Source organism: Prauserella muralis (assembly GCF_003202285.1).
GTDB classification, from domain to species: Bacteria; Actinomycetota; Actinomycetes; order Mycobacteriales; family Pseudonocardiaceae; genus Prauserella_B; species Prauserella_B muralis.
Genome location: NZ_MASW01000001.1, coordinates 1,145,238 through 1,166,406, shown reverse-complemented (window position 1 = coordinate 1,166,406; position 21,169 = coordinate 1,145,238). Strand labels below are relative to the sequence as shown.

25 protein-coding genes are annotated in these 21,169 nt (G+C 72.2%); 12 read left to right on the top strand and 13 right to left on the bottom strand.

The features are described from left to right. Position 1 precedes the first annotated feature (1 nt). Complete coding sequence (locus tag BAY60_RS06530; protein ID WP_245992351.1) at positions 2 to 1,153, bottom strand: DegT/DnrJ/EryC1/StrS family aminotransferase; 1,152 nt, start codon at positions 1,151 to 1,153, stop codon at positions 2 to 4. A gap of 109 nt (positions 1,154 to 1,262) precedes the next feature. Between BAY60_RS06530 and lhgO the strand changes: the two genes are divergently transcribed. Continuing rightward, positions 1,263 to 2,444, top strand: coding sequence for an L-2-hydroxyglutarate oxidase (gene lhgO, locus BAY60_RS06525; RefSeq protein ID WP_112279870.1), 1,182 nt, complete (start codon positions 1,263 to 1,265; stop codon positions 2,442 to 2,444). Positions 2,445 to 2,533: 89 nt separating this feature from the next. Here the strand turns inward: lhgO and BAY60_RS06520 are convergent, their stop codons facing one another. Then, positions 2,534 to 3,535, bottom strand: a complete 1,002-nt coding sequence (locus BAY60_RS06520; protein WP_170160316.1) for a DUF3558 family protein — start codon at positions 3,533 to 3,535, stop codon at positions 2,534 to 2,536. Positions 3,536 to 3,681: 146 nt separating this feature from the next. Between BAY60_RS06520 and BAY60_RS06515 the strand changes: the two genes are divergently transcribed. Next, on the top strand, positions 3,682 to 4,440 hold the full coding sequence (locus tag BAY60_RS06515; protein WP_112279868.1) for a maleate cis-trans isomerase family protein: 759 nt from the start codon (positions 3,682 to 3,684) through the stop codon (positions 4,438 to 4,440). On the opposite strand, the gene serS is transcribed toward BAY60_RS06515, so the two are convergent. After that, positions 4,402 to 5,670: a serine--tRNA ligase gene (gene serS / locus BAY60_RS06510; protein ID WP_112279867.1), complete on the bottom strand. Its 1,269-nt coding sequence runs from the start codon at positions 5,668 to 5,670 to the stop codon at positions 4,402 to 4,404. The genes BAY60_RS06515 and serS overlap by 39 nt on opposite strands. Positions 5,671 to 5,779: 109 nt before the next feature. Here serS and BAY60_RS06505 point away from each other — a divergent pair, with 109 nt between their 5' ends. Both BAY60_RS06505 and BAY60_RS06500 read left to right on the top strand, forming a co-directional pair. Next, positions 5,780 to 6,205 (top strand): SRPBCC family protein, encoded by a 426-nt coding sequence (locus BAY60_RS06505; RefSeq protein ID WP_112279866.1) that lies wholly within the window; start codon positions 5,780 to 5,782, stop codon positions 6,203 to 6,205. Then, positions 6,202 to 6,525 carry an ArsR/SmtB family transcription factor gene (locus BAY60_RS06500; RefSeq protein WP_112279865.1) on the top strand — a complete coding sequence of 108 codons (324 nt, stop codon included), beginning with the start codon at positions 6,202 to 6,204 and terminating at the stop codon, positions 6,523 to 6,525. The genes BAY60_RS06505 and BAY60_RS06500 overlap by 4 nt, the downstream gene beginning before the upstream one ends. Positions 6,526 to 6,536: 11 nt before the next feature. Here the strand turns inward: BAY60_RS06500 and BAY60_RS06495 are convergent, their stop codons facing one another. From BAY60_RS06495 to BAY60_RS06480, 4 genes are read right to left on the bottom strand one after another with little or no spacing between them, the layout of a single operon-like run. Beyond that, positions 6,537 to 7,445 (bottom strand): haloalkane dehalogenase, encoded by a 909-nt coding sequence (locus BAY60_RS06495; protein WP_112279864.1) that lies wholly within the window; start codon positions 7,443 to 7,445, stop codon positions 6,537 to 6,539. Positions 7,446 to 7,494: 49 nt separating this feature from the next. After that, on the bottom strand, positions 7,495 to 7,941 hold the full coding sequence (locus BAY60_RS06490; protein WP_112279863.1) for a DUF350 domain-containing protein: 447 nt from the start codon (positions 7,939 to 7,941) through the stop codon (positions 7,495 to 7,497). Positions 7,942 to 7,982: 41 nt separating this feature from the next. Continuing rightward, complete coding sequence (locus tag BAY60_RS06485) at positions 7,983 to 9,149, bottom strand: glutathionylspermidine synthase family protein (protein ID WP_112279862.1); 1,167 nt, start codon at positions 9,147 to 9,149, stop codon at positions 7,983 to 7,985. Between the two features lies 1 nt (position 9,150). Beyond that, positions 9,151 to 9,747, bottom strand: a complete 597-nt coding sequence (locus BAY60_RS06480) for a hypothetical protein (protein ID WP_112279861.1) — start codon at positions 9,745 to 9,747, stop codon at positions 9,151 to 9,153. An 85-nt stretch (positions 9,748 to 9,832) separates the two neighbouring features. On the opposite strand from BAY60_RS06480, the gene BAY60_RS06475 reads away from it, so the two are divergent. The 4 genes from BAY60_RS06475 to BAY60_RS06460 all read left to right on the top strand — a co-directional run bounded on the left by BAY60_RS06475 (position 9,833) and on the right by BAY60_RS06460 (position 13,571). Continuing rightward, positions 9,833 to 10,924: a septum formation family protein gene (locus tag BAY60_RS06475; protein WP_245992350.1), complete on the top strand. Its 1,092-nt coding sequence runs from the start codon at positions 9,833 to 9,835 to the stop codon at positions 10,922 to 10,924. 5 nt (positions 10,925 to 10,929) lie between these two features. After that, entirely contained in the window at positions 10,930 to 11,280 is a 351-nt protein-coding gene (locus tag BAY60_RS06470; protein WP_112279859.1) for a metallopeptidase family protein, read from the top strand. Between the two features lie 88 nt (positions 11,281 to 11,368). After that, positions 11,369 to 12,346 carry an esterase/lipase family protein gene (locus tag BAY60_RS06465; protein ID WP_112280760.1) on the top strand — a complete coding sequence of 326 codons (978 nt, stop codon included), beginning with the start codon at positions 11,369 to 11,371 and terminating at the stop codon, positions 12,344 to 12,346. Then, positions 12,336 to 13,571: an MFS transporter gene (locus tag BAY60_RS06460; RefSeq protein ID WP_112279858.1), complete on the top strand. Its 1,236-nt coding sequence runs from the start codon at positions 12,336 to 12,338 to the stop codon at positions 13,569 to 13,571. Before BAY60_RS06465 ends, BAY60_RS06460 begins: the two co-directional genes overlap by 11 nt. A gap of 9 nt (positions 13,572 to 13,580) precedes the next feature. Here the strand turns inward: BAY60_RS06460 and BAY60_RS06455 are convergent, their stop codons facing one another. Beyond that, positions 13,581 to 14,279 carry a DUF4232 domain-containing protein gene (locus BAY60_RS06455; protein WP_112279857.1) on the bottom strand — a complete coding sequence of 233 codons (699 nt, stop codon included), beginning with the start codon at positions 14,277 to 14,279 and terminating at the stop codon, positions 13,581 to 13,583. Positions 14,280 to 14,404: 125 nt separating this feature from the next. On the opposite strand from BAY60_RS06455, the gene tenA reads away from it, so the two are divergent. Next, the gene (gene tenA / locus BAY60_RS06450; protein ID WP_245992349.1) at positions 14,405 to 15,085 is read left to right on the top strand and encodes a thiaminase II; all 681 of its coding nucleotides are present in this window, start codon (positions 14,405 to 14,407) and stop codon (positions 15,083 to 15,085) included. A gap of 91 nt (positions 15,086 to 15,176) precedes the next feature. On the opposite strand, the gene BAY60_RS06445 is transcribed toward tenA, so the two are convergent. Continuing rightward, on the bottom strand, positions 15,177 to 15,797 hold the full coding sequence (locus BAY60_RS06445) for a histidine phosphatase family protein (RefSeq protein ID WP_112279855.1): 621 nt from the start codon (positions 15,795 to 15,797) through the stop codon (positions 15,177 to 15,179). Further along, positions 15,794 to 16,702, bottom strand: a complete 909-nt coding sequence (gene pheA / locus BAY60_RS06440) for a prephenate dehydratase (RefSeq protein WP_112279854.1) — start codon at positions 16,700 to 16,702, stop codon at positions 15,794 to 15,796. Before pheA ends, BAY60_RS06445 begins: the two co-directional genes overlap by 4 nt. Positions 16,703 to 16,791: 89 nt before the next feature. On the opposite strand from pheA, the gene BAY60_RS06435 reads away from it, so the two are divergent. Together BAY60_RS06435 and BAY60_RS06430 are read left to right on the top strand one after the other, a co-directional pair. Beyond that, positions 16,792 to 17,406 (top strand): macro domain-containing protein, encoded by a 615-nt coding sequence (locus BAY60_RS06435; protein ID WP_112279853.1) that lies wholly within the window; start codon positions 16,792 to 16,794, stop codon positions 17,404 to 17,406. 29 nt (positions 17,407 to 17,435) lie between these two features. Next, complete coding sequence (locus BAY60_RS06430) at positions 17,436 to 18,236, top strand: hypothetical protein (protein ID WP_112279852.1); 801 nt, start codon at positions 17,436 to 17,438, stop codon at positions 18,234 to 18,236. Here BAY60_RS06430 and BAY60_RS06425 read toward each other — a convergent pair. From BAY60_RS06425 to BAY60_RS06415, 3 genes are read right to left on the bottom strand one after another with little or no spacing between them, the layout of a single operon-like run. Next, positions 18,233 to 19,144: a hypothetical protein gene (locus tag BAY60_RS06425; RefSeq protein WP_112279851.1), complete on the bottom strand. Its 912-nt coding sequence runs from the start codon at positions 19,142 to 19,144 to the stop codon at positions 18,233 to 18,235. The two genes, BAY60_RS06430 and BAY60_RS06425, sit on opposite strands and share 4 nt — an antisense overlap. Next, positions 19,144 to 19,506 (bottom strand): type VII secretion target, encoded by a 363-nt coding sequence (locus BAY60_RS06420; protein WP_112279850.1) that lies wholly within the window; start codon positions 19,504 to 19,506, stop codon positions 19,144 to 19,146. The genes BAY60_RS06425 and BAY60_RS06420 overlap by 1 nt, the downstream gene beginning before the upstream one ends. Before the next feature lie 18 nt (positions 19,507 to 19,524). Further along, entirely contained in the window at positions 19,525 to 20,067 is a 543-nt protein-coding gene (locus BAY60_RS06415) for a YbaB/EbfC family nucleoid-associated protein (RefSeq protein WP_112279849.1), read from the bottom strand. Positions 20,068 to 20,224: 157 nt separating this feature from the next. On the opposite strand from BAY60_RS06415, the gene coaA reads away from it, so the two are divergent. Beyond that, positions 20,225 to 21,157: a type I pantothenate kinase gene (gene coaA / locus BAY60_RS06410; protein ID WP_112279848.1), complete on the top strand. Its 933-nt coding sequence runs from the start codon at positions 20,225 to 20,227 to the stop codon at positions 21,155 to 21,157. Positions 21,158 to 21,169 lie beyond the last annotated feature (12 nt).

Sequence of the window (21,169 nt, the reverse complement as noted above, 5' to 3'; positions counted from 1 at the left end):
CTCACTCCTGGGTTCGTCCTGACGCGGCCACGGCGTCGCGCACGGTCGCGATCACCCGGTCGACCTGCTGCTCGGTGAGGTTGGCGTGCAGGGGAATCGCCACCTGGCTCGCGAAGGCGCGCGCGGACACCGGAAGGCTCGGCTGTGGACCGTACACCGGCTGCAGATGCGAGGCGTACGTGCCGAAGGTGCACTGCACGCCCCGTTCCCGCAGGTACAGCGCGACGGCGTCGCGGCCCAGCGCCGGGTCGATGGTCAGCAGGTAGGACTGCCAGGCGTGTTCCCGGTCGGGCAGTTCGGCGGGCGGCTCCACGCCGTCGAGGTCTGCGAACGCCTCGTGGTAGCGCTTGGCCACGGCACGGCGGGCGGCGAGCAACGCGGGCAGCCGGTCGAGCTGGACGGTCATGATCGCCGCCTGCACCTCCGACATGCGGAAGTTGTGCCCGGCCTCGGAGAACACCGGGATCGGCAGGCCCTCGGCGCCCTCCCGGCTGATCGCGGGCTCGATGCCGTAGCTGTGCAGCCTGCGGGCGTGTTCGATGAGGTCGGCGCGGTCGCCGACCAGCGCGCCGCCCTCGCCCGCGGTGATGCCCTTGCGGCCGTGGAAGGAGAACGCGGCGAGGTCGGCGAGGCTGCCCGCCGGCCGCGCGCGGTAGGTGGCGCCCGCCGAGCAGGCGGCGTCCTCGAACAGCCACAGCCCGTGCCGGTCGGCGATGGCGCGGTAGGCGTCGAAGTCGCCGGGCTGGCCCGCGACGTCCACGGCGAGGATGCCGACCGTGCGCGGGCCCACCAGCGTCTCGATCGCCGCCGGATCGGCGCACCAGGTGTCGGGACTGACGTCGGCGAACACCGGCGTGGCTCCGGCGTGCAGGACGGCGTGCCCTGTCGCGGGAAAGGTGTAGTCGCCGACGATCACCTCGTCGCCGGGCCGCACACCGAGCACGGTGAGCCCGAGCTGCAACGCGCTGCCGCAGTTGGCGGTGGCCAGTGCGTGCCCGGTGCCGACGGCGGTGGCGAAGCGGCGCTCGAACTCCGCGCAGGCGGGCCCGGCCCCAGCGAGCCAGCCGGAGCGCAGGACCTCGGCCACGGCCGCCAGCTCCTCGTCGCCGACCGTGGGCTGTCCCAGTGCGATCGTCTCGCTGCGCTCGTCCACAAGACTCCTGTCGGTCGGCGAGGGGCCGGAGTTGAGGGCCGGCCGATCCTCCCACGTGCCGCGCGGTGAGCGGGCCTGCGTCCGGCACGGCCGCGTAGGGTGGGCAGCCGTGCGTCGAGTGATCGTCATCGGCGGCGGCATCATCGGGCTCGCCGTCGCGAGGGAGCTGCAGAACCGTGGCACGGCGGTGACGGTGCTGGAGAAGGAGAGCGCCTGGGCGCGTCACCAGACCGGGCACAACTCGAACGTCGTGCACGCCGGGCTCTACTACCGGCCGGGTTCGTTCAAGGCGCGCATGTCGGTGGCGGGCAACGCCTCCATCGTCGCGTTCGCCCGCGAGCACGGCGTGCCGGTGCAGGTCTGCGGCAAGCTGGTGGTCGCCACGTCCGAGGGTGAGCTGCCCGCGCTGAACGTGCTCGCCGAGCGGGCCGAGGCCAACGGCGTGCCCGCGCGCATGATCGGCCCGGCCGAGGCACGCGAGTACGAGCCCGAGGTGGCGTGTGTGCGGGCGCTGCGGGTGGAGTCCACCGGCATCATCGACTTCCCGGGCGTGTGCCGGGCCCTGGTGCGGCTGCTCGCCGACGGCGGCGCGGACCTGCGGCTCGGCACGCCCGCGCTGGGCATCCGCTCCGGCGCGCACGGCGGCGTTGAGGTCGCCACCGGCTCCGAGGTGCTCAGAGCCGACGCACTCGTCAACTGCGCCGGGCTGCAGTCCGACCGGGTGGCCCGCCTGGCGGGGCTCACCCCGAAGGCGCGCATCGTGCCGTTCCGCGGCGAGTACTTCGAGCTGCGACCGGATCGCAGGCAGCTCGTGCGCGGGCTGATCTACCCGGTGCCCGACCCGGCGCTGCCGTTCCTCGGGGTGCACCTGACGCGGATGCTCGACGGCAGCGTGCACGCGGGCCCCAACGCCGTGCTCGCTCTGCGCCGCGAGGGCTACCGCTGGCGCGACGTGTCGCTCCCCGACCTCGCCGAGGTGGCCCGCTTTCCCGGCGCGTGGCGGCTCGCCCGCCGCTTCGCGTTCCCGGTGGGCCTCGACGAGGTGCGCCGCTCGCTGTCGAAGCGCCGGTTCGCGGCGAGCCTCGCGCGGCTGGTGCCCGCCGTGGGACCCGACGACATCGTGCGGCACGGTTCCGGGGTGCGGGCGCAGGCGATGCTGCCGGACGGCTCGCTGGTGGACGACTTCCTCATCGAGAGCGCCCCCGGCCAGGTGCACGTGCTCAACGCCCCGTCACCGGCGGCGACGAGCGCGCTGGAGATCGCGAGGTACGTCGCCGACCAGGTCGCCTAGCGGGGCGAGTCACCGCCGCCGCCGAGCCGAAGGGCACCTTCGGCACGCATCGGGTACCCAAGGTCACCTTCGGCTGGGTGCCGCCGAGATCAGGGGAGGTTGCCGGTCACCATCGGGATCGCGGCCCGCACGGTGGCGCAGGCCTTCGCCGGATCGTCCAGGTGGCCGCTGCGCAGCAGCACCGAGGCGTTCTCGCTGTAGCGCAGCGTCGCCTGGCAGGTCACCCCGGTGTCGTCGGGGTCGTCGAACAGCTTCCACGTCCGCTCGCCCGCCCTGACGTCCTCGCTCGGCCCGTCGGTGAGCGGCCACTCCTCCGCGGGGTAGTCGCCCGCGTAGAGGTCGAGCGCCTTGCCGCCCGCGTCGCCGTCGGTGTCCTGCCACTGGCAGCCGCCGGGCTGGTCGTACTCCGGCAGCCCGTCCAGCGGCTCCGGCGAGCGGCTCAGCCTCAGCTGTCCGGCCTGCTGCGGGGTGAGCAGCGTGCACGGGTCCACCGAGGCGAGCGGGCTCGGCGGCGGTGCGCTGGACGTCGTCGGCTCAGGCGCGGGTTCGCCCCCCGGCAGGTGCGAGGAGACGTACGGGGCCGCCTGCTCGGCCACCTCGCAGGCCTTCGACTCGTCGTCGAAGTTGCTCGTGGTCAGCGCCACGAACGACGTGTCGGACACCTCGGTGGCCAGCGTGCACACCGAGCCGCCGGTGATCGGGTCGGCGAAGTAGGCCCAGGTGAGCCCGCCGAACTCGGCCGTCTTCACCGGCTCGGCACCGTCGACGTACTCGGCGAGGGAGAAGCTCGTCTCGAAGCCCGCGTCCAGCGAGTCGAGATCGGAGTCGGGGTCGGCGCGCGTCCAGGTGCAGGCCGGTGGCACCAGCCGGCTCGGCTCGCCGGGCCGGAACTCGCCCCGCTCCGACAGACCCAGCGCGGCGGCCTCCTCGGGCGTGAGCAACGCACACGGCTCGCCTGCCGCGGCCCGGTTCTGGCTCGTCGTGGGCGGGTTCTCCAGCGGCTGTGCCGTGCCGCCGACGGTGGTGGTGCACGCGCCGAGCACCGCCCCGGACGCGAGAACGGCCAGCACCCCCAGACTTCTCGCGCGCACCTTCGTCCCCCTGTGTGTTGCCGCCCGATGAACGGATGCCAGCCTAGGCGAGCCGGATGCGACGCGCGGGTTACATCGCATTTCCCGCCGGTGAAGCCTGCCTGCGAGCCGTACCCGTCCGCGCGCGCGAAACCTACCGTTGCCGCGTGTTCGCCGAATCCGACGTGCCGGGCCCACCTGAGCCGATCGGGGTGGGGCTGGTGGCGCCGTTCGACTTCGCGCTCGACCGGGAGCTGTGGCGGTGGCTCCCCGAGCAGGTGTGCCTGCACACGACGCGGCTGCCGTACCTGCCGGAGCCGGTGACCGTGCAGCTCGCGTCGGCGCTGGGCAACCCGCACGGGGTGCGCAGGGCCACCAGGGACGTGCTGGCGCCGGAGCCACGGGCGGTGGCGTACTCGTGCACCTCGGGCAGCTTCGTCGACGGCGCCGCCGGTGAGGCCGCGCTGGTCGCTGCCATGCTCGACGCGGGAGCACCCGCCGCGGTGACCACCTCGGGTGCGCTGGTCGCGGCGCTGGAGGAGCTGGGCGTGCGACGGCTCGCGGTCATCACCCCGTACGTGGACGACGTCACCGCCCGGCTGCTGGCCTACCTGGCCGAGTTCGGCGTCGAGACGTGCGCGAGCTTCGGGCTCGGGCTGCTCGGCGACATCTGGAAGGTGTCCTACGCCGACGTCCTGCGCGCCGTCCGCGGGATCGACCCGAGCGGCGCCGACGCGCTGTTCGTCAGCTGCACCAACGTGCCCACCTATGACCTCGTCGCTCCGCTGGAACGGCACCTGGGCATGCCGGTGCTCACCGCCAACCAGGTGACGATGTGGGCGGCCCTGCGTGCGGCCGGGGTCGCAGGCCTCGCCGCGCCCGGCGCGCTATTCGCCCACGGGCGAGAGGACGTCCCGGCCGCCTAGGAACGGCCGCATCGCCTCGGGCACCCGCACCGAACCGTCCTCGAGCTGGTGGTTCTCCAGGATCGCGACGATCCAGCGCGTCGTGGCGAGCGTGCCGTTGAGCGTGGCGGCCGTCTGCGGGCGGCCATCGGCGTCGCGGTAGCGCACGCTGAGCCTGCGCGCCTGGAACGTGGTGCAGTTGGAGGTCGACGTCAGCTCGCGGTAGGCCTGCTGGGTGGGCACCCACGCCTCGCAGTCGAACTTGCGGGCCGCGCTGGTGCCGAGGTCGCCCGCCGCGGTGTCGATGACCCGGTACGGCACCTCGATCTTGGCGAGCATCTCCTCCTCCCAGCCGAGCAGCCGCGCGTGCTCGGCCTCGGCCTCCTCGGGACGGCAGAAGACGAACATCTCGACCTTGTCGAACTGGTGGACGCGGATGATGCCGCGGGTGTCCTTGCCGTAGGAGCCCGCCTCGCGGCGGAAGCACGACGACCAGCCCGCGTACCGGCGGGGGCCCGCGCTGAGGTCCAGGATCTCGTCGGCGTGGTAGCCGGCCAGCGGCACCTCCGACGTGCCGACGAGGTAGAGGTCGTCATCGGGCAGCCGGTACACCTCCGAGGCGTGCGCGCCGAGGAAGCCGGTGCCGGACATGACCTCCGGCCGCACCAGCACGGGCGGGATCATCAGCTGGAACCCCTTCTCGGCAGCCTGCGCGGCGGCCATGTTGAGCAGGGCCAGCTGCAGCTGCGCGCCGACGCCGGTGAGGAAGTAGAACCGCGCGCCCGACACCTTGGCGCCGCGCTCCATGTCGATCGCGCCGATGCGCTCGCCGAGGTCGAGGTGGTCGCGCGGGGTGAAGTCGAACTTCCTCGGGGTGCCGACGTGCTTGAGCACCACGTAGTCGTCCTCGCCCCCCGCGGGGGCCTCGGGGTGGACCACGTTGGGCAGCACCCGGTAGAGCTCGTCGAACTCGTCGCTGGCGCGAGCCTGCTCGGCCTCGGCGGCCTTGACGCGCGCGGCCAGGTCCTTGCCCTCGGCGAGCAGGGCCTCGCGCTCGTCGCCGGAGGCCTTGCCGATGCGCTTGCCGAGCTGCTTCTGCTCCGCGCGCAACCGGTCGGCGCCTGCGATGGCGGACCTGCGCTCGGCGTCGAGGGACAACAGCTTGTCGACGACGCCCTCGTCCTCACCACGCGCACGCTGCGAGGCGCGCACGACGTCCGGTTCTTCGCGCAGGATCCTGGGGTCAATCACAGTGCCGAGGGTAGTCGCCACCCAATTGCAACCGTCGGGTTGCACTAGTCGGGCGTTATGTGCAACTCTTTGGTTGCAGGTAATGATCGGTGATACGTACGGAGGAACCATGAACCTGGACCGCATCGAGCGCGACATCCTCGTCCACGCCCCCGCCGAGCGGGTGTGGGCCAAGCTCGTCGAGTTCTTCTGGGTCGACGACGGCGGCCGCCGCGGCACCGAGCCGCGGGCGGGCGAGCGCTTCGTCGCCAGCAGCCGCGAATGGGGCGAGTTCCCCATCACCATCGAGAAGTCCGAGCCGCACCGCTACCTGGCGTACCGGTGGGCCAGCGCCTTCGCCGGGGAGGAGCCCGACGAGGGCAACTCCACGCTGGTGGAGTTCACGCTCGCCGACGAGGCGGACGGCACCCGGCTGAAGGTCGTGGAGACGGGCTTCGCCTCGCTGCCCGAGGAGCACCGCTCCAGGGCGTTCGAGGACAACTCCGGTGGCTGGACCTCCCAGCTGGACGTGCTAAGGAAGTCCGTCGAGGGATGACAAAGGCGGGTGTCGACGCGGTGCTCGCCGCGCTGGCCGACCCCACGCGGCGCGCGTTGCTCGACGCGCTGTCCGCGCGGGGGCAGGCCAGCGCGTCGGCACTCGCCGGTGACCTGCCGGTGTCACGGCAGGCCATCGTCAAACACCTCGCCGTACTGGAGGAGGCCGGCCTGGTGTCCTCGGAGCGGGCGGGCCGGGAGGTCCGCTACACGCTGCGCTCCCAGGCGCTCGACGCGACCGCCCGGTGGATGGCGGGCCTCGCCGCCGACTGGGACCGCCGCCTCGCCACCATCAAGCGCCTCGCCGAGGAACCGGACTGACCGGCGGCGGCTCAGAGCCCGCGCACGAAGTCGGCGACCACGCGGCCCAGCCGCTCCCCCGCGTCCTCCTGCAGGAAGTGGCCCGCGCCGGTGATGGTCGGGTGCTCGCGGCCCGCGGCGCCCGGCATCCGGCGCTGCAGGATCGGGTTCATGTCGGCGGTGATCGGGTCGCTGTCGGAGAAGGCGCACAGGAACGGAAGGTCGAGCCCGGTGAGCGTGTTCCACGCGGCTCGGTTGGCCTCGGTCGCCGGGTCCTCCGGGCTGGTGGGCACCAGGCTCGGCATCGCCCTCGGGCCCGCCTTGTACATCTCGTTGGGAAACGGCGCGTCGTAGGCCGCCCGCTCCGCCTCGGTCAGGGTCGTCTTGCAGCCCGACTGCACGAAGCGGGCGACGTCGAGCACGGGCGCCTTCTGCACCGCGTCGTGGAAGGCCCACCAGACGGCGGGCATGCCCTGATCGCCCGTGGGCAGGCCGGTGTTGGCGGCGACAACGCCCGCGAACCGGTCGGGGTGCTCGGCCACCAGCCGCAGGCCGATCAGCCCGCCCCAGTCCTGCCCGACCAGGGTCACTCCGCGCAGGTCGAGCGCGTCGAACGCGAACGCGCGCATCCACTCGACGTGCTTGGCGTAGCTGTGGTCGGCGATCTCGGCGGGCTTGTCCGAGCGGCCGAACCCGACGAGGTCCGGGGCGATCGCCCGCAGACCCGCGTCGGCCAGCACCGGCAGCACCTTCCGGTACAGGAACGACCAGCTCGGCTCCCCGTGCAGCAGCAGGACCGGTGGCCCGTCCGGGGGCCCCGCCTCCACGTAGCCGACGCGGACGATGCCATGGACCGGGTGGTCCACGTCGGCGTACAACGCCGGGTAGTCGAAGTCGGGCAGGTCGGCGAATCGGTCTTCGGGTGTCCGCAGTAGCCGCACGGCCCCCACCGTAGTGGCTACAGCGCGCGAGCGGGCCGGTCCGTAATCGCTACGAGATCGCGACGGCGACCACGAGGCCGAGCGCCAGGTGCGCGGCCGCCACCACGAAGCTCGCCGGCGCGAACCGGTCGCTCTCGATGGTCGAGCGCACGTCGATGCGGGTGACCCACTCCAGCAGCCGCACGGCCCCGACCTGCGCGATGATGCCGACGAGTCCGTACACGAGCGAGGTGATGAGGCCCTCGGCAAGGTCGCTCGAGGACGTCCAGATCGCCACCACGATGATGAACGCCATCGACAGCATTCCCGACGCGGTGACGATCACCGCGTTCGGCAGCCCGCGGCGCACCAGCTCGGACAGCTTGCCCGGCGTGCTGAAGTCGATCGCGTAGAAGCCGAGCAGCATCAGCAGCAGGCCGACGATCGCGTAGAGCGCGATCGCGCCGATGCCGCGCCCGAGGTCGGTGCCGAAGGTGTCGGACAGTGCAACGAGCACAGGAGATCTCCCAGGTCAGCGTGGACGTTTCGGGTGGTTTATCACGATTCGGGGATGCGGTGGGGGACGAACGCGGCACCGTCGTCGGTGACCAGCCCCGCCGTCTCCCGGATCCCGAGCCCGGCGGCGTTGTCGCCCACCAGCCACGCCCCCAGCGCGGGCCGGTAGCCGTCGAACTCGGGCAGCGGATCGAACGCCTGGTAGACGTAGCCCTCGGCGCCGTACACGCCGCCGGTCTGCGTCTCGTAGCCGGTGGCGACGATCTGCACGTTGGCGCCCTCGCGGCCCAGCTTCGGCTTGCGCACGTACTCGGTGAGCAGGCCGGGCTGGTCATTGAACGCCGGAAGCAGGTTCGGATGCCCGGGGTAGTTCTCCCAGAGCAGCGCCAGGATCGCCTTGTTGGACAGCAGCATCTTCCACAGCGGCTCGACCCACAGCGTCTGCGGCAGCGACTCCACGGCGAAGCGGCCGAACTCCTCCTCGACCACCCACTCCCACGGGTACATCTTCACGACCGTGTTCATGGGCGCCTCCTCGAGATCGACGAAACGCTTCAGCAGCGGGTCCCAGCCGATCTCCTCGATGGCCAGCCCCACGGTGTCGAGTCCCGCCTCGGCCGCCGTCTCCTGAAGGTACGCGGTGGTCAGGTGGTCCTCGCCGGAGGCGTCGGCGCTCGACCACGTGAAGTGCAGCTCGCCCGAGGGCAGCAGGTCACCGATCTCCCGCCAGCGCTCGACGAGCCGCTCGTGGATCGAGTTCCACTGGTCGTCGTCCGGGAAGACGTCGGTCTTCCAGTGCCACTGGATGATCCCGGCCTCCAGCAGCGAGGTCGGGGTGTCGGCGTTGTATTCCAGCAGCTTGGCCGGGCTGCGGCCGTCGTAGCGCAGGTCGAACCGGCCGTAGACGTGCGGATCGCGCCGCTTCCACGACTCGGCGATGTGCGGCCAGACCCACTCCGGCAGGCCGAACTCGGCGTAGCGCTCGGCGACGACGACGTGGTCGACGGCCTCAAGGCACATGGAGTGCAGCAGCTCGACGTCGGCCTCGACGGAGAGCACCTCGTCCATCGGCAGCACGTAGTGCGCGGACTCGTCCCAGTACGGCCGGGCCTGGCCCGCGCTGTCGCGCGCGGGGGTGCCGAACACCAGGCCCTGCTCCTCGACGATGCGCTGCCAGCCAGGCCGGGGCGTCCCGCGCTCCCTGTGCAAGCTAGGAACCCCCGCTCTTGCCGAAGCTGCCGCCGCTGATGCCGAACCCGCCGCGCTGCACGGTCTTGCCGGAGCGCGTGCTGATGTTCGCGTTGGCCGGCTTGGTGTAGGTGCCGCCGGAGACCTGCGAGCCCGGGGTGCCCGTGCCGCCGTAGTTGTAGCGGTACTGCTGGTAGCCACCACCGGGGATCGGCAGGAACAGGAAGCCGCCGGTACCGACGTAGCCGCCCTGGCTGCGGACGTAGTCCTCGTCGCAGTAGTCCTCGTTCCCGACCACCGTGCCGTCGGCGTCGGTGCAGACGGCGGTGACCTCGTCCGGCGCGGCAACCAGGTACCAGCCCGCGACGAGGCCGACGAGCCCCACCGTCACGCCGCTGCCGATGAGCACCTTGCGCCGCGTCTCGGCCTTGCGCTCGGCCTCCTGCCGGGCCTGCTGCTCGGCGGCCTCGCGTTCCCGCTCCTCGGCGATGGCCCTGCGGCGGGCGCGCTGCTCGGCGAGGGTCGGCTCCCTCGGGGTGGTGGAACCGGGGTCCTGAAACCGCATGGAGCCACGCTGGGGTGGCTGCTGTTCAGGGTTGGTGGGATCGTCTTCCGTCATCGAGCACTCCGTAACCGCGGGCCTGCGCCTGTTCACCCTATCGACCCTCGGGCACGTGCGGATGTGAACAGGCATCATGGGACTGATGTCCGACGAGCCGGAGCGGTTCCCGCTGACCAGATCCACGCTGCGTGCGCGCGTGCTCATGGTCGGCGTCTTCGTCGGCGCCCTGGTCGCCATGTCGCTGAGCTGGGTTTTCTCGTGGGGCCTCGAGACCCCCGAGGACCGGGCCCGGCAGGCACAGGAGCTGGCGGTGGCCCGCAGGGAGGCCGCGTTCAGCTCGCCGCCCGGGAGCTGCCTGACGTGGGACAAGGCCGACGCCAGCGACGTCAGGAAGGTGTCCTGCACCACGGAGCACCTGTTCGAGGTGGTCGGCGTGGTGAACATCTCGGACGAGTATCCGCGCAACGCGAGGCATCCGGACGAACAGACCTGGCGCACCATCGCCCAGCAGCGGTGCGGCCAGAGCGCGGGCGAGTACCTCAAGAAGCCGCTCGACCCGTTCGGCAAGCTGACGGTCGGCGTGCTGCGGCCCGACCGGCAGCAGTGGGCCCAGGGCGACCGCAAGCTCCACTGCGGGCTGCAGTGGGTGGCGCCCGGCGGCGAGATGCAGCCGCTGACGCAGCCGGCCGCCGAGATCAACCAGTCGAACGTCTGGGAGCCGGGCACCTGCCTCGGCCTCGTCGGCAAGACCGTCGGCGACCCGGTGCCGTGCTCGCAGGAGCACTCCTACGAGATCATCGGCCTGGTCGACCTCGCCGAGGAGTTCGAGGGCTTCCCTCCGCCCGACAAGCAGAAGACGTGGCTGGATCGGCGGTGCTCGGCGATCGCCAAGCGCTACACCGGCGGCGCCGACCTCGGCAAACAGGGCCTGATCCTGTCCTGGGACGTGCGCGAGCGGCCCAGCTGGAAGGCGGGCTCGACGCTGGTCAACTGCAAGGTCGCCGCGACCCTCGAGGACAAGAGCGGGCTGGCCCCCGTGCGGGGAAGCGTGCACAAGGACGCCGCACCGCCCGAAAAGGACTCCGGCGCCGGCGACCGCGGCAACGGCGACGCCGGTGACAACGGGGACAGCCAGGACGGCGGCGACCGCAACGGGGGCGGCCGGGGCGGCGAGAACCAGAACGGCCCCGGCCAGGGCGAGCAGCTGCCCCAGCAGAACCAGGACGGCGGGTGAGGGCGATGGCCGTGGAGATGTCGCTGCCCCGTTTCGAGGAACTCGTCGCCGAGGCGCTGGACGAGGTGCCCGCCGAGTTCGCCTCCGCGATGGACAACGTGGTGGTGCTCGTCGAGGAACACAACGAGGAGGAGCCCGACATCCTCGGGCTCTACCACGGTGTCGCGCTCACCGAGCGCGGCCACGACTACGGCGGCGTGCTGCCCGACCGGATCTCGATCTACCGGCAGCCGATCCTCGCCCTGTGCGACACCGAGGACGACGTGGTGGAGGAGGTCCTGGTGACCGTCGTGCACGAGATCGCCCACCACTTCGGCATCGACGACGCGAGGCTGCACGAACTCGGCTGGGCCTGATGCCGTGAACGCCGGTCCCGAAAGAAGGATTAACCCAGACGAGTCACGAACCTTGCGGTGGCGCAACGGGCACGATCTGCTCCAGAGCATGTCGCGGTTCGCGGTGCTCCTCCTTGCTCTGGCCTGCTCGATCGTCCTCGCCCCACCGGCGGACGCCAGTGAGGGACCGCCACTGCGGGTGCCACCGGATCGCCTCGCGGCGGCGCTCGGCTGCTCCCCCGGCGTCGCGGACGCGGGAAGGGACCCCGTGCTGCTCGTGCCGGGCACCACGCTGACTCCGCGGGAGTTCTCCTGGAACTACGTACCCGCGCTGCGGGCGCAGGGCGTGCCGTACTGCACGGTGACGCTGCCGGACAACGGCATGGCCGACATCCAGGTCGCCGCCGAGTACGTGGTGCACGCCATCCGCACCGTGCACGCCGCGAGCGGCCGTGCCGTCGACATCGTGGGCCACAGCCAGGGCGGCATGGTGCCGCGCTGGGCACTGAAGTACTGGCCGGACACCCGGAGCATGGTGGATGACCTCGTGGGGCTGGCGCCGTCCAACCACGGCACCATCGTGGCGAACACCATCTGCCCGCCCGGCTGCGCGCCCTCGTTCTGGCAGCAGCGCAGGAACTCGGCGTTCCTGCGCGCGCTGAACTCCGGACCGGAGACGTGGCAGGGCATCGACTACACCGTGGTCTACACGCGCCTCGACGAGGTCGTGGCGCCGAACTGGGACGAGCGCGGCAGCTCGTCCCTGCGCACCGGCGCGGGGACGATCTCCAACATCGCGGTGCAGGACCTCTGCCCGCTGCGGCCCGCCGAGCACCTCGCCGTCGGCACCTACGACGCGGTGTCCTACGCGCTCGCCGCCGACGCGCTGAACCACGACGGGCCTGCCGATCAGGCCCGCGTCGGGCGGGACGTGTGCGCCCGCCAGCTCATGCCGTACGTCGACCCCGTCCGCTTCCCGGCCAACGAGGCGCGGCTGGCGACGACGGCCGCGACGCAGCTGGCCCTGTACCCGCGGGTGCCCGCCGAGCCACCGCTCGCGCCGTACGCAGGCGCCGATGCTCGATAGTCCGGATCGCCGGCTGAACTGGCTGCTCAGTTCCAGCGCGGCGGCCAATCTGGGCGACGGCATCGGCAAGGTGGCGTTCCCGCTGCTCGCGGCCACGGTCACGCGGGATCCGGTACTGATCGCGGGGCTCTCCGCGGCCCAGTTCGTGCCGTGGCTGCTGTTCGCGCTGGTCACCGGAGTGCTGCTGGACCGCGTCGACCGGCGCCGCGCGATCGTGCTCGCCAACACGGCGAGGGCACTGACGATCGGGGCGATGGCGGCGCTCGTGGCCTTCGACGCCGTGTCGATCTGGCTGGTGTACCTGGCCGCGCTGCTGGTCGGGACGGCGGAGACGGTGGCCGACAGCGCCGCCAACGTGCTGATCCCCTCGGTGGTGCGCCGCGAGCGGCTCGCCGGTGCCAACAGCAAGCTGCAGGCCACCGAGATCGTCGGCCAGACGTTCCTCGGCGGCCCGGTCGGAAGCCTCACCTTCGCCCTGTTCGCGGCGCTGCCTTTCCTGCTCAACTCGGTGGCGTTCGCGGTGGGGGCGGCGCTGCTCGCGGCGATGGCGGGCAGCTACCGGCCCGGCAACGGCGACCGGCCGAGGGCGACGCTGCGGGCGGACGTGTCCGACGGGCTGCGCTGGCTGCGCCGCAGCAGCCTCCTGCTGCGGCTGGTGGTGGTGGCCGGGTCGTTCAGCCTGCTCAGCGAGCTGGCGCAGGCGCAGCTCGTGCTCTACGCGCTGGACGACCTGCGGCTCGACCCCGCGGCGTTCGGCGTCTTCGCGTTCGTCGGCGGGATCGGGGGGCTCGCCGGCGCGGCGGTCGCGTCGCGGCTGCTCAACAGGCTCGGCAGGAGGACCGTCCTGGCGGGCGGCATCGCGACCGCGGGGCTCGGCTTCGGCGGGATGGGGCTGAGCTCGGTGCCGGTGCTCTCGGCGCTGCTGTTCGGGTTGTTCGCCGCCGCAGTGGTGGCCGTGAACGTCATGCTCGCGACCGCCCGGCACCTGCTCGTGCCCGAGGCCCTGCTCGGCCGCGTGCTCGGCGTGTGGCGGACGGTCGTCTGGGGCTCGATCCCGGTCGGCGCGCTGCTGGGCGGCGTGCTCACCGACATCCTGGACAGCCCGAGCACGACGTTCGGGATCTCCGGCCTGCTGCTGCTCGGACTCGCCGTGGCGGCGTTCGCCGCGGTACGCGCGGTGCCGGAACCCTCCGAGACACCCGGGCAGCCCGAGCAGCAGGCCTAGGAACGCACGTCAGCCGCGCCCTCCGGGACCCGGCGCGACGGTCTGCACGGTGAGCTGGTGGCCGGGGATGTCGTTGCTCGCGCAGCCGTCCCGCGCGGTGGAAAGGCGCACGAACATCGAGTCGGTCTCGTGCGGCGGGTACACCCGCAGGCCCCGCACCGGCGTTGGCTTGCACGCCGCGGGGTCGTAGTTGTGCACCTGCACGAACCCGACCGTGGCGTGCGCGACCTGCCCCGGCGCGAGTGTCACGGCGGCGCCCTTCGTGCCCTCGCGGTAGGCGGCGGGGCCGACCTGGTGGCCGTCGTCGCCCGCCACGTACGACACGCCGGGGTAGCCCCGGATCACGCAGGGCTCCTTGCTGATGTTGGTGAAGCGCAGGGGCGCGTAGTAGGTGCCCGCGGCGCCGCTGCCCTGGCCGAGCGACAGTTTGAGGTGGCCGGTGGTGCACTCGGCGGAGCCCTGTCCAGGGGCCTGCTGCTTCGCGGTGGCGCCGCCCGCGTCGCCGGACGGCGCGGGGGACGTGGCGGCCGGGCTCGAGGGCGCCGGCGAGGAGGACTGTGTGGTCTCGGAGGTGGTGGAGCTACCGGAATCCCCCGCGGTCTGCGCCGCGTTCTCGGTGCCCTGGCCGCAGCCGGCCAGCGCCAGTGTCAGGGCCGCGCCGACGGCGGCCGTTGCCCAGTACGACCCGGATACGCGCATGATGGTCATCGCTCGCCTCCCTGTGCTGGATGACTACCCAGAGGACGCGCGCCGCACACGGAGGGTTGCGTGTATTTCCAACATGAAAGCCGGAGGATATGTCGGGATTTTGTGACCAGGCGTGGCAACACACCGTGAAGCTACAACAGGCGATGCTGGAGCACCCGTTCAACGAGGAGCTCGCGGACGGCTCCCTTTCGCGCGAACGGTTCCAGTTCTACCTGGCCCAGGACGCGCGCTACCTCGTCGGATTCGGCCGCGCACTGGCCGTCGCGGCCGCCAGAGCCCCCGAACCGGGTGATCTTTCGTTCTTCGCCGGGGCCGCCAGGGAGGCGGTCGTGGTCGAGCGCGCGTTGCACGAGGGCTACTTCGCGCGGTTCGGGCTGAGCGAGGCCGACCTCGCGGCCATCGAGACGTCGCCGACCTGCCTGGGCTACACGTCGTACCTGCTGGCCGTGGCGCAGACCGAGGGCTACCCCGAGCTGATCGCGGCGCTGCTGCCGTGCTTCTGGGTGTACCACCACGTCGGCGTCGACATCCTCGGCAGGCAGGACGGCGGTGGCGACGAGGCCGGCGACGGCAACCCGTACCGGGCGTGGATCGACACCTACGCCGACGACGAGTTCGCGCAGGCGGTGGCCACGTGCCGGACGGCCGTCGACCGTGCCGCGGCGGCCGCCGACGACGCGACGCGCGAACGCATGCTGGCCGCGTTCACCCGTGCGTGCGAGTACGAGTGGATGTTCTGGGACAGCGCCTACCGGCTGGAGGCGTGGCCGACGAAGCACCTGCGCCCCGGAGCACCCGGAGCCTGACCAAAGCTCCCCAATGCGGCATTGGTGGCGCTCAACGCAACGAATGCCGCATTGGGGAAATCCAACGCTACGAATGTGGCATTGGGGAGCTTCAGTCCATCGCCATGCCTGCCCAGTCGAGGCAGCGCCAGCCGCCGCCGGGCCGGGCGTCGAGGCGCACGATCCCCGTGTTCGGCAGCAGGCCCTTGTCGGCGACCTCGGGGCTGACGTTGTCGGACACCCATTCGGCGCCGAGGCGGATCACGCCGCCGTGGCTGACGACGACGATCACCTGGTCGTCGTGCTGCCCGGCGTGCTTGGCGTGCAGGTCGCCGATGGCGGTGACGAACCGGTCGTGCACCTGCCTGCCGCTCTCGCCGCCCGGCATCGACACGCTCAGGTCGCCCTGCGTCCAGGGGTGGACGACCTTGAAGTAGGTCTCGATGGCCTCCTCGTCGCCCCTGTCCTCCAGGTCGCCGACGAACACCTCCTGGATACCGGCCACCACTTGCACGTCCAGGGACAGGCTGCGGGCCAGCGGCGTCGCCGTCTGCTGCGCACGGGTGGCCTCCGACGCGTAGACGGCCGCCACCGGCTCGTCCCGCAACCGCTCGGCCAGCGCGTGCGCCTGCTCGTGGCCGAGGTCGGTCAGCGGCGGGCCCGGCATGGCCGTGTTCAGCACCCTCCGCACGTTGGCCTCGCTCTGCGCGTGCCTCACCAGGTACAGCTTCACGCCTGCTCCCCTCGTCTCACGGCTGCCACCCAGTCAACGGCCTTCACGAAGTCCTCGTTGCCCGCGCCGGTGCCGATCGTCGGCGCCACCTCGTCGGCACGCCGGTGCGAGCCGAGGAAGCGCACGTTGTTGCACCGCCTGCGCAGCGCGGCAAGGGCGTCGCCGATCCGCGGCTCGGCGACGTGGCCCTCGAAGTCGATGAAGAACCGGTACAGGCCGAAGTTTCCCTTGATGGGCCGCGCGTCGAGCCGCGTCAGGTTGATGCCGCGCATCGCCAGCTCGGTCAGCAGCTCCGCGAGGGCACCGGTGCGGTTGGCCGCGGCCGCCACGATCGACGTGCGGTCGGCGCCGCTCGGCTCGGGCAGCGGGCCGGGCGGCCGGAGCAGCAGGAACCGCGTCCGCGCGTCGGGCACGTCGGCGACACCGGCGGCGAGCACGCGCAGCGGGTAGTGCTCGACGGCCACCGGCGCGGTGACCGCGGCGTCGTACTCGCCGCGCTGCACGGCCACGGCGGCGGCGGCCGTCGACGAGGCGACCACGTGCTCGGCACCGGGCAGGTTGCGCTCCAGCCAGTGCCGGACCTGGGCCAGCGCGTGCGGATGGCTCGCCACGGTGCGCACCTGATCGGCGTCCCGCCTGGCCAGCACGGTGAAGTGCACCGGGAGCAGCGCCTCGGCGACGGCGACCAGCGGCGCCTCCTCGGCCAGGCCGTCGAGGGTCGCGGCCACCGGGCCCTCCACGGAGTTCTCCACGGGCACGCAGGCCGCGTCGGCCTCTCCCTTGCGCACGGCGGCGAGCGCGGCCCAGATCGTCTCGACCGGCATCAGGTCGTCACCGGGGGCCAGCTCCCGGGCGGCCTGCTCGGTGAAAGTTCCGCGCGGTCCGAAATAGGCGATGCGAGACACCAGGTCAGGCTACGGTGAGAGCACTTTCACTCGCATAGCCGGTAGCACGGGCGGTTACCACGCGTGGCATTTTTTGTCATGCTGTAGGCGTGACCGCCGAATCAGGCACGGACATCAAGAACGACTCGGCGGCCTCGGACGGGCCGTACCGGGTACCGGAACTGGTGCTGTGCGCGCTCGACGACTCCCTCGCCGAGGCCTGGAAATCGGTCCGCGACACGGTGTCCGGCCCGATTCGCGTCCACCAGGGTTCGGTGCTCGACGTCGCGGCACAGGCGGTGGTGAGTCCCGCGAACTCCTTCGGCTGGATGCGCGGCGGCATCGACGCGATCTACGCCAGGGCGTTCCCCGGTGTCGAGCAGCAGGTGCGCAGCGCTGTGCTCGCCTACCACGGTGGTGAGGTCCCCATCGGGGAGGCCGTGGTGGTGCCGACCGGCGAACGGGAGCCCGAGTGGCTCATCAGCGCGCCCACCATGCGTGAGCCCGGCGAGCGGCTGCCCGCGGACACCGTGCACCCGTACCTCGCCGCCAAGGCGGTGTTCCAGCTGTGGCGGGACGACCGGCTCGAGCACGGCATCGAGGTGCGCTCGGTGGTGGAGACGATCGCGATGCCGGGCCTGGGCACCGGTGTCGGTGGCGTTCCGCCCGAGGTGTGTGCCCGGCAGGTCGCCGCCGCGTGGGACGAGGTCTTCGCCGGGCGCTGACGGGCCCGCGCTGTCGCTAGGGTCGGGCCATGTCGCCGACCCCGCCGTTCGCCGTGCACCCGTCGTGGCAGGGCGAGTTCGCCCGCCGCTGGCAGGTGGCCAGTCCCCTGCTGCTGGTGGCGTTCGTCCTGGTGCAGGCCGTGGTCGTCGCGGCGATGGCGATCGCGCTCGCCGTCGCCGACGCGCCGGTGACCGGCTTCGCGGTGCTGCTCGTCGTCCCGCCCGCCTGCTACCTGGCGTGGTTCGTGCTGGCCCGGCGCTACCTCGTGCGCCCGCGGTTCTGGGGCGTGCGGGTGGGCGCGCTGGGGTGTGTTCAGCTGTGCGGGGTGGCGCTGCCGTCGGCGGTGGCGGGCGGCGTGGTGGCCGCGGTGTGCCCGGCGCTGGCCACGTTGGCCATCGCGGGCGGCACGGTGGCGGCACACCGGGCTCGGCGGGTGCTGTTCTCCCCTGAGGGCGCGGCCCCCGCCGCCACCAGCCTGCCGCTGCAGTGGGACCTGCGGATGCACCCGCCGCGCCTGTTCGGCAGCGTGACCGCCGACGTGCACGCGCTGCACTGGCACCTGAAACCGCGCGGCCTCTACGGCCTTCCCGCGGCGCTGGTGCGGGGCAGCGTGCCGCTGGCCGAGATCACCGGCGTGCGCGTGGTGGAGGTCGGCGGGCCCGGGGCGCCGCTGATCGCCGACGGCGTGCCGGTGCCGGCGGGCCCGGCGGTCGCGGTGGGCACGGTGCGGGGCGAGGTCGTTCTCGCCGTGGAGGACGCGCCCACGCTCGCCCACCTGCTCGACCTGCGGCTGCGCCTGGCCGGGCAGGGAGGCTGGGCGGCTCGCTAGCCGCCCTGCTCGGCCCGCTCCAGCTCGTCCAGCGCCTGCACGAGATCGGTGACGACACCGGCGAGGCGGGTGATCACCACCGTCAATGTCGTGACCCAGCCCGCGATCTTGATGCCCGCGGTGGCGATCCTGGTGAGGATCGTCTTCACCGCACCGGGCGCGAGCACCACCGTCGCCGCCTGGATCGCGGCGCTGACCAGCGCACCGGCCAGGTCGGCGAGGATGTCGCGCACCGCGGCTCGCACCGAGGCCACGACGTCCTTCATCTTCGCCGCCGCGGCGGCCACCGCCTCCGCACCCTGCGCGGCGCCGGCGCACAGCTGGATGGTGCTCACCGCGCTCTTCCGGTAGGCGTCGCCGCCGGGGCCCACCCAGTCGCCCGTCTCGGCGGGAATGCGGTCCAGGTAGTGCTCACCCTCGCCCGCGGTCCGGTCCGCGATGTTGGTCCAGGTGTCGGCGTAGCCCTGGACCATGTCCGGGTTGCCGCTGAGCTGATGCAGCACCATCCGCAGCGGCTCGACGTGCTCGAGCATCCAGCCGATGAGCTGGCCGGCGACGGCGCCGATCGGGTCGGCGACGGCGCCCAGCGCGTCGGCACCGAGCGCGGCCCCGCTGGCGACGACCGACGCCCAGTCGCCGCTCTTGATCTGGTTGGCGGCGTCGATCACGGTGGCCACCGACGTGCCCTGCGCCAGCTCGGTGCCGCTGCCCATGTTGTCGAACTGGCCGGTGGCGGCTCCCACCGGGACGGTCACCGCGAGCATGGCGGGGCTGAGGGTGCTCGCGACGAGCGCGAGCCCGGCGGCGGCGCTTGCGTCGCTGCGCAGCATGTCGTACTGGTTGCGCGCGTCGGTCTTGCTGTCGACCAGCTCGTTGTCGGTCGACGGGTCGTCTCCGATGATCGACATCAGTTGCCTCCCGGGCGCGGGATCGTCGCGGCGGCCCTGGCCAGCTCCTCGGCGAGCTTCCTCAGCACCGCCAGCGCCTGTGCCTCGGCCTCGTCGTACTTGGCGGCGGCGTCGCCGAGCTTCTGGCGGTCCTGTTCGAGCTGCTCGCTCGCCCTCCGGATCATCGCGGTGACCCGTTCCTGCGGACCGCGCAGCATCTCGGGCAGGCCCAGTGCCTGGCACAGCCAGCCGTAGGCGTCGTCGAGTGCCGCGACGTGCGCTCCGGCGTCGGCCGCCTCGGCGACCCGCCCGCGAACGTCGCCCACGGTGCCCGCGTGCTGCCGGAGCCTCTCCGGATCGACGTGCAGTCCCGGTGCCGTCATCACTGCCCCCCTCGATGCTCAGCGGAGTACGGAGCCGCCGAAGTAGTCGTCGCCGTCGTCACCGTCGTCTCCGTCCTGGTTGCCGCGGTTCGGACGCGAACGAGGCGGCCGGGGTTCCTCGGCGGGCTTCGACCCGGTGTCGTCCTCGATGGCGCCGACGTCGAGCGTGGGCGGCTCGGGTGCGGCCTGCTCGACCGGGTCGGGGAAGCGCGCGCGGTACTGGCCGACGATCTCGTTGCCCGGCGCGTCGTCACCCACCGTGGCCGCGGTGAGCTCGGACACGCGGTCGCGCAGCTGCGCCTGCGCTCGCCGCATCGTGGCCAGCAGCGCAGCAGACAGGTCGCGGGGCTCCGCCCCCCGGCCACGCTCGGTGATCGTCAGCTCGGTGGGCACGCCGGTGGAGTCCACTGTGACGCGGACCATGCCGTCGGGTGACTCCGCGCTCGCGGTGGTGCGATCGAGTTCCTCCTGCAGTTCGCCATACCGTTGCGCCTGCCGCTGCAGGCCCTCGGCCCAGGCGGTCAGGTCGTCGGCGAGTTTCCTCGGATCGGGCGCGGTCATGACTCCCCCACATCGGCCGGATCGGATCGCCGCGGACGCTAGCACGGTGGAGAACGTCACAGCCCGTTTTCTCTCCGTAAGCCCTACCGTTAAGAACGCGGAATGCGCGTCAAGCACACATACGGTGCCGGCCCATCGACGGGCGAGGAGTGAGCGAATGCCACGGATCCGTGAGCTGAGCCCCTACGTCGAGTTGCAGCGCGATCAGTGGCGGGAACTGCGCCGCTCGACCCCGTTGCCGCTGACCGCCGATGAGCTGGTGCGACTGAGAGGGCTCGGCGAGCAGATCGACCTGACCGAGGTGGCGGAGGTCTACCTGCCGCTGTCGCGGCTCATCAACCTGCAGGTCGCGGCCAGGCAGCGCCTGTACGAGGCGACCACGACGTTCCTCGGCGAGGACACCCACGGCACGAAGGTGCCCTTCATCATCGGCGTCGCGGGCAGCGTCGCGGTCGGCAAGTCGACAACGGCACGCATCCTGCGCACCCTGCTGGCCCGCTGGCCCGACCACCCCAGGGTGGATCTGGTGACCACGGACGGCTTCCTGCATCCCAGGGCGGAGCTGGTGCGCAGGGGCATCATGCACCGGAAGGGCTTTCCGGAGAGCTACGACCGCAGGGCGCTGCTGCGCTTCGTCACCGAGGTCAAGTCCGGCGCCGACGAGGTGCGGGCGCCGGTCTACTCGCACCTGGCCTACGACATCCTTCCCGGAAGGGAGCAGGTGGTGCGCAGGCCCGACATCCTCATCCTGGAGGGGCTGAACGTGCTGCAGCCGGGACCCCGGCTCACCGTGTCGGACCTGTTCGACTTCTCCATCTACGTCGACGCGCACACCGCCGACATCGAGCAGTGGTACATCGACCGGTTCCTGGAGCTGCGGCACACGGCCTTCGCCGATCCGACCTCGCACTTCCACCACTTCGCGAGCCTGCCCGACGACGAGGCCCGCGCCGAGGCAAGGCACCTGTGGAAGACGATCAACGAACCGAACCTGATCGAGAACATCCGGCCGACCCGGCCCCGGGCCACGCTGGTGCTGCGCAAGGACGCCGACCACTCGATCAACAGGGTCCGCCTGCGCAAGCTCTGACGGCCGACCGGT

Bases quoted from the DNA above. Each gene is read 5' to 3' on its own strand.
- BAY60_RS06420 (WP_112279850.1), bottom strand. From the start codon at position 19,506: ATGACGGCACCGGGACTGCACGTCGATCCGGAGAGGCTCCGGCAGCAC.
- BAY60_RS06475 (WP_245992350.1), top strand. From the start codon at position 9,833: ATGTCCGACGAGCCGGAGCGGTTCCCGCTGACCAGATCCACGCTGCGT.
- BAY60_RS06480 (WP_112279861.1), bottom strand. From the start codon at position 9,747: ATGACGGAAGACGATCCCACCAACCCTGAACAGCAGCCACCCCAGCGT.
- BAY60_RS06500 (WP_112279865.1), top strand. From the start codon at position 6,202: ATGACAAAGGCGGGTGTCGACGCGGTGCTCGCCGCGCTGGCCGACCCC.
- coaA (WP_112279848.1), top strand. From the start codon at position 20,225: ATGCCACGGATCCGTGAGCTGAGCCCCTACGTCGAGTTGCAGCGCGAT.
- BAY60_RS06415 (WP_112279849.1), bottom strand. From the start codon at position 20,067: ATGACCGCGCCCGATCCGAGGAAACTCGCCGACGACCTGACCGCCTGG.
- BAY60_RS06465 (WP_112280760.1), top strand. From the start codon at position 11,369: ATGTCGCGGTTCGCGGTGCTCCTCCTTGCTCTGGCCTGCTCGATCGTC.
- BAY60_RS06470 (WP_112279859.1), top strand. From the start codon at position 10,930: ATGGCCGTGGAGATGTCGCTGCCCCGTTTCGAGGAACTCGTCGCCGAG.
- BAY60_RS06430 (WP_112279852.1), top strand. From the start codon at position 17,436: ATGTCGCCGACCCCGCCGTTCGCCGTGCACCCGTCGTGGCAGGGCGAG.
- BAY60_RS06460 (WP_112279858.1), top strand. From the start codon at position 12,336: ATGCTCGATAGTCCGGATCGCCGGCTGAACTGGCTGCTCAGTTCCAGC.
- BAY60_RS06425 (WP_112279851.1), bottom strand. From the start codon at position 19,144: ATGTCGATCATCGGAGACGACCCGTCGACCGACAACGAGCTGGTCGAC.
- BAY60_RS06455 (WP_112279857.1), bottom strand. From the start codon at position 14,279: ATGACCATCATGCGCGTATCCGGGTCGTACTGGGCAACGGCCGCCGTC.
- BAY60_RS06505 (WP_112279866.1), top strand. From the start codon at position 5,780: ATGAACCTGGACCGCATCGAGCGCGACATCCTCGTCCACGCCCCCGCC.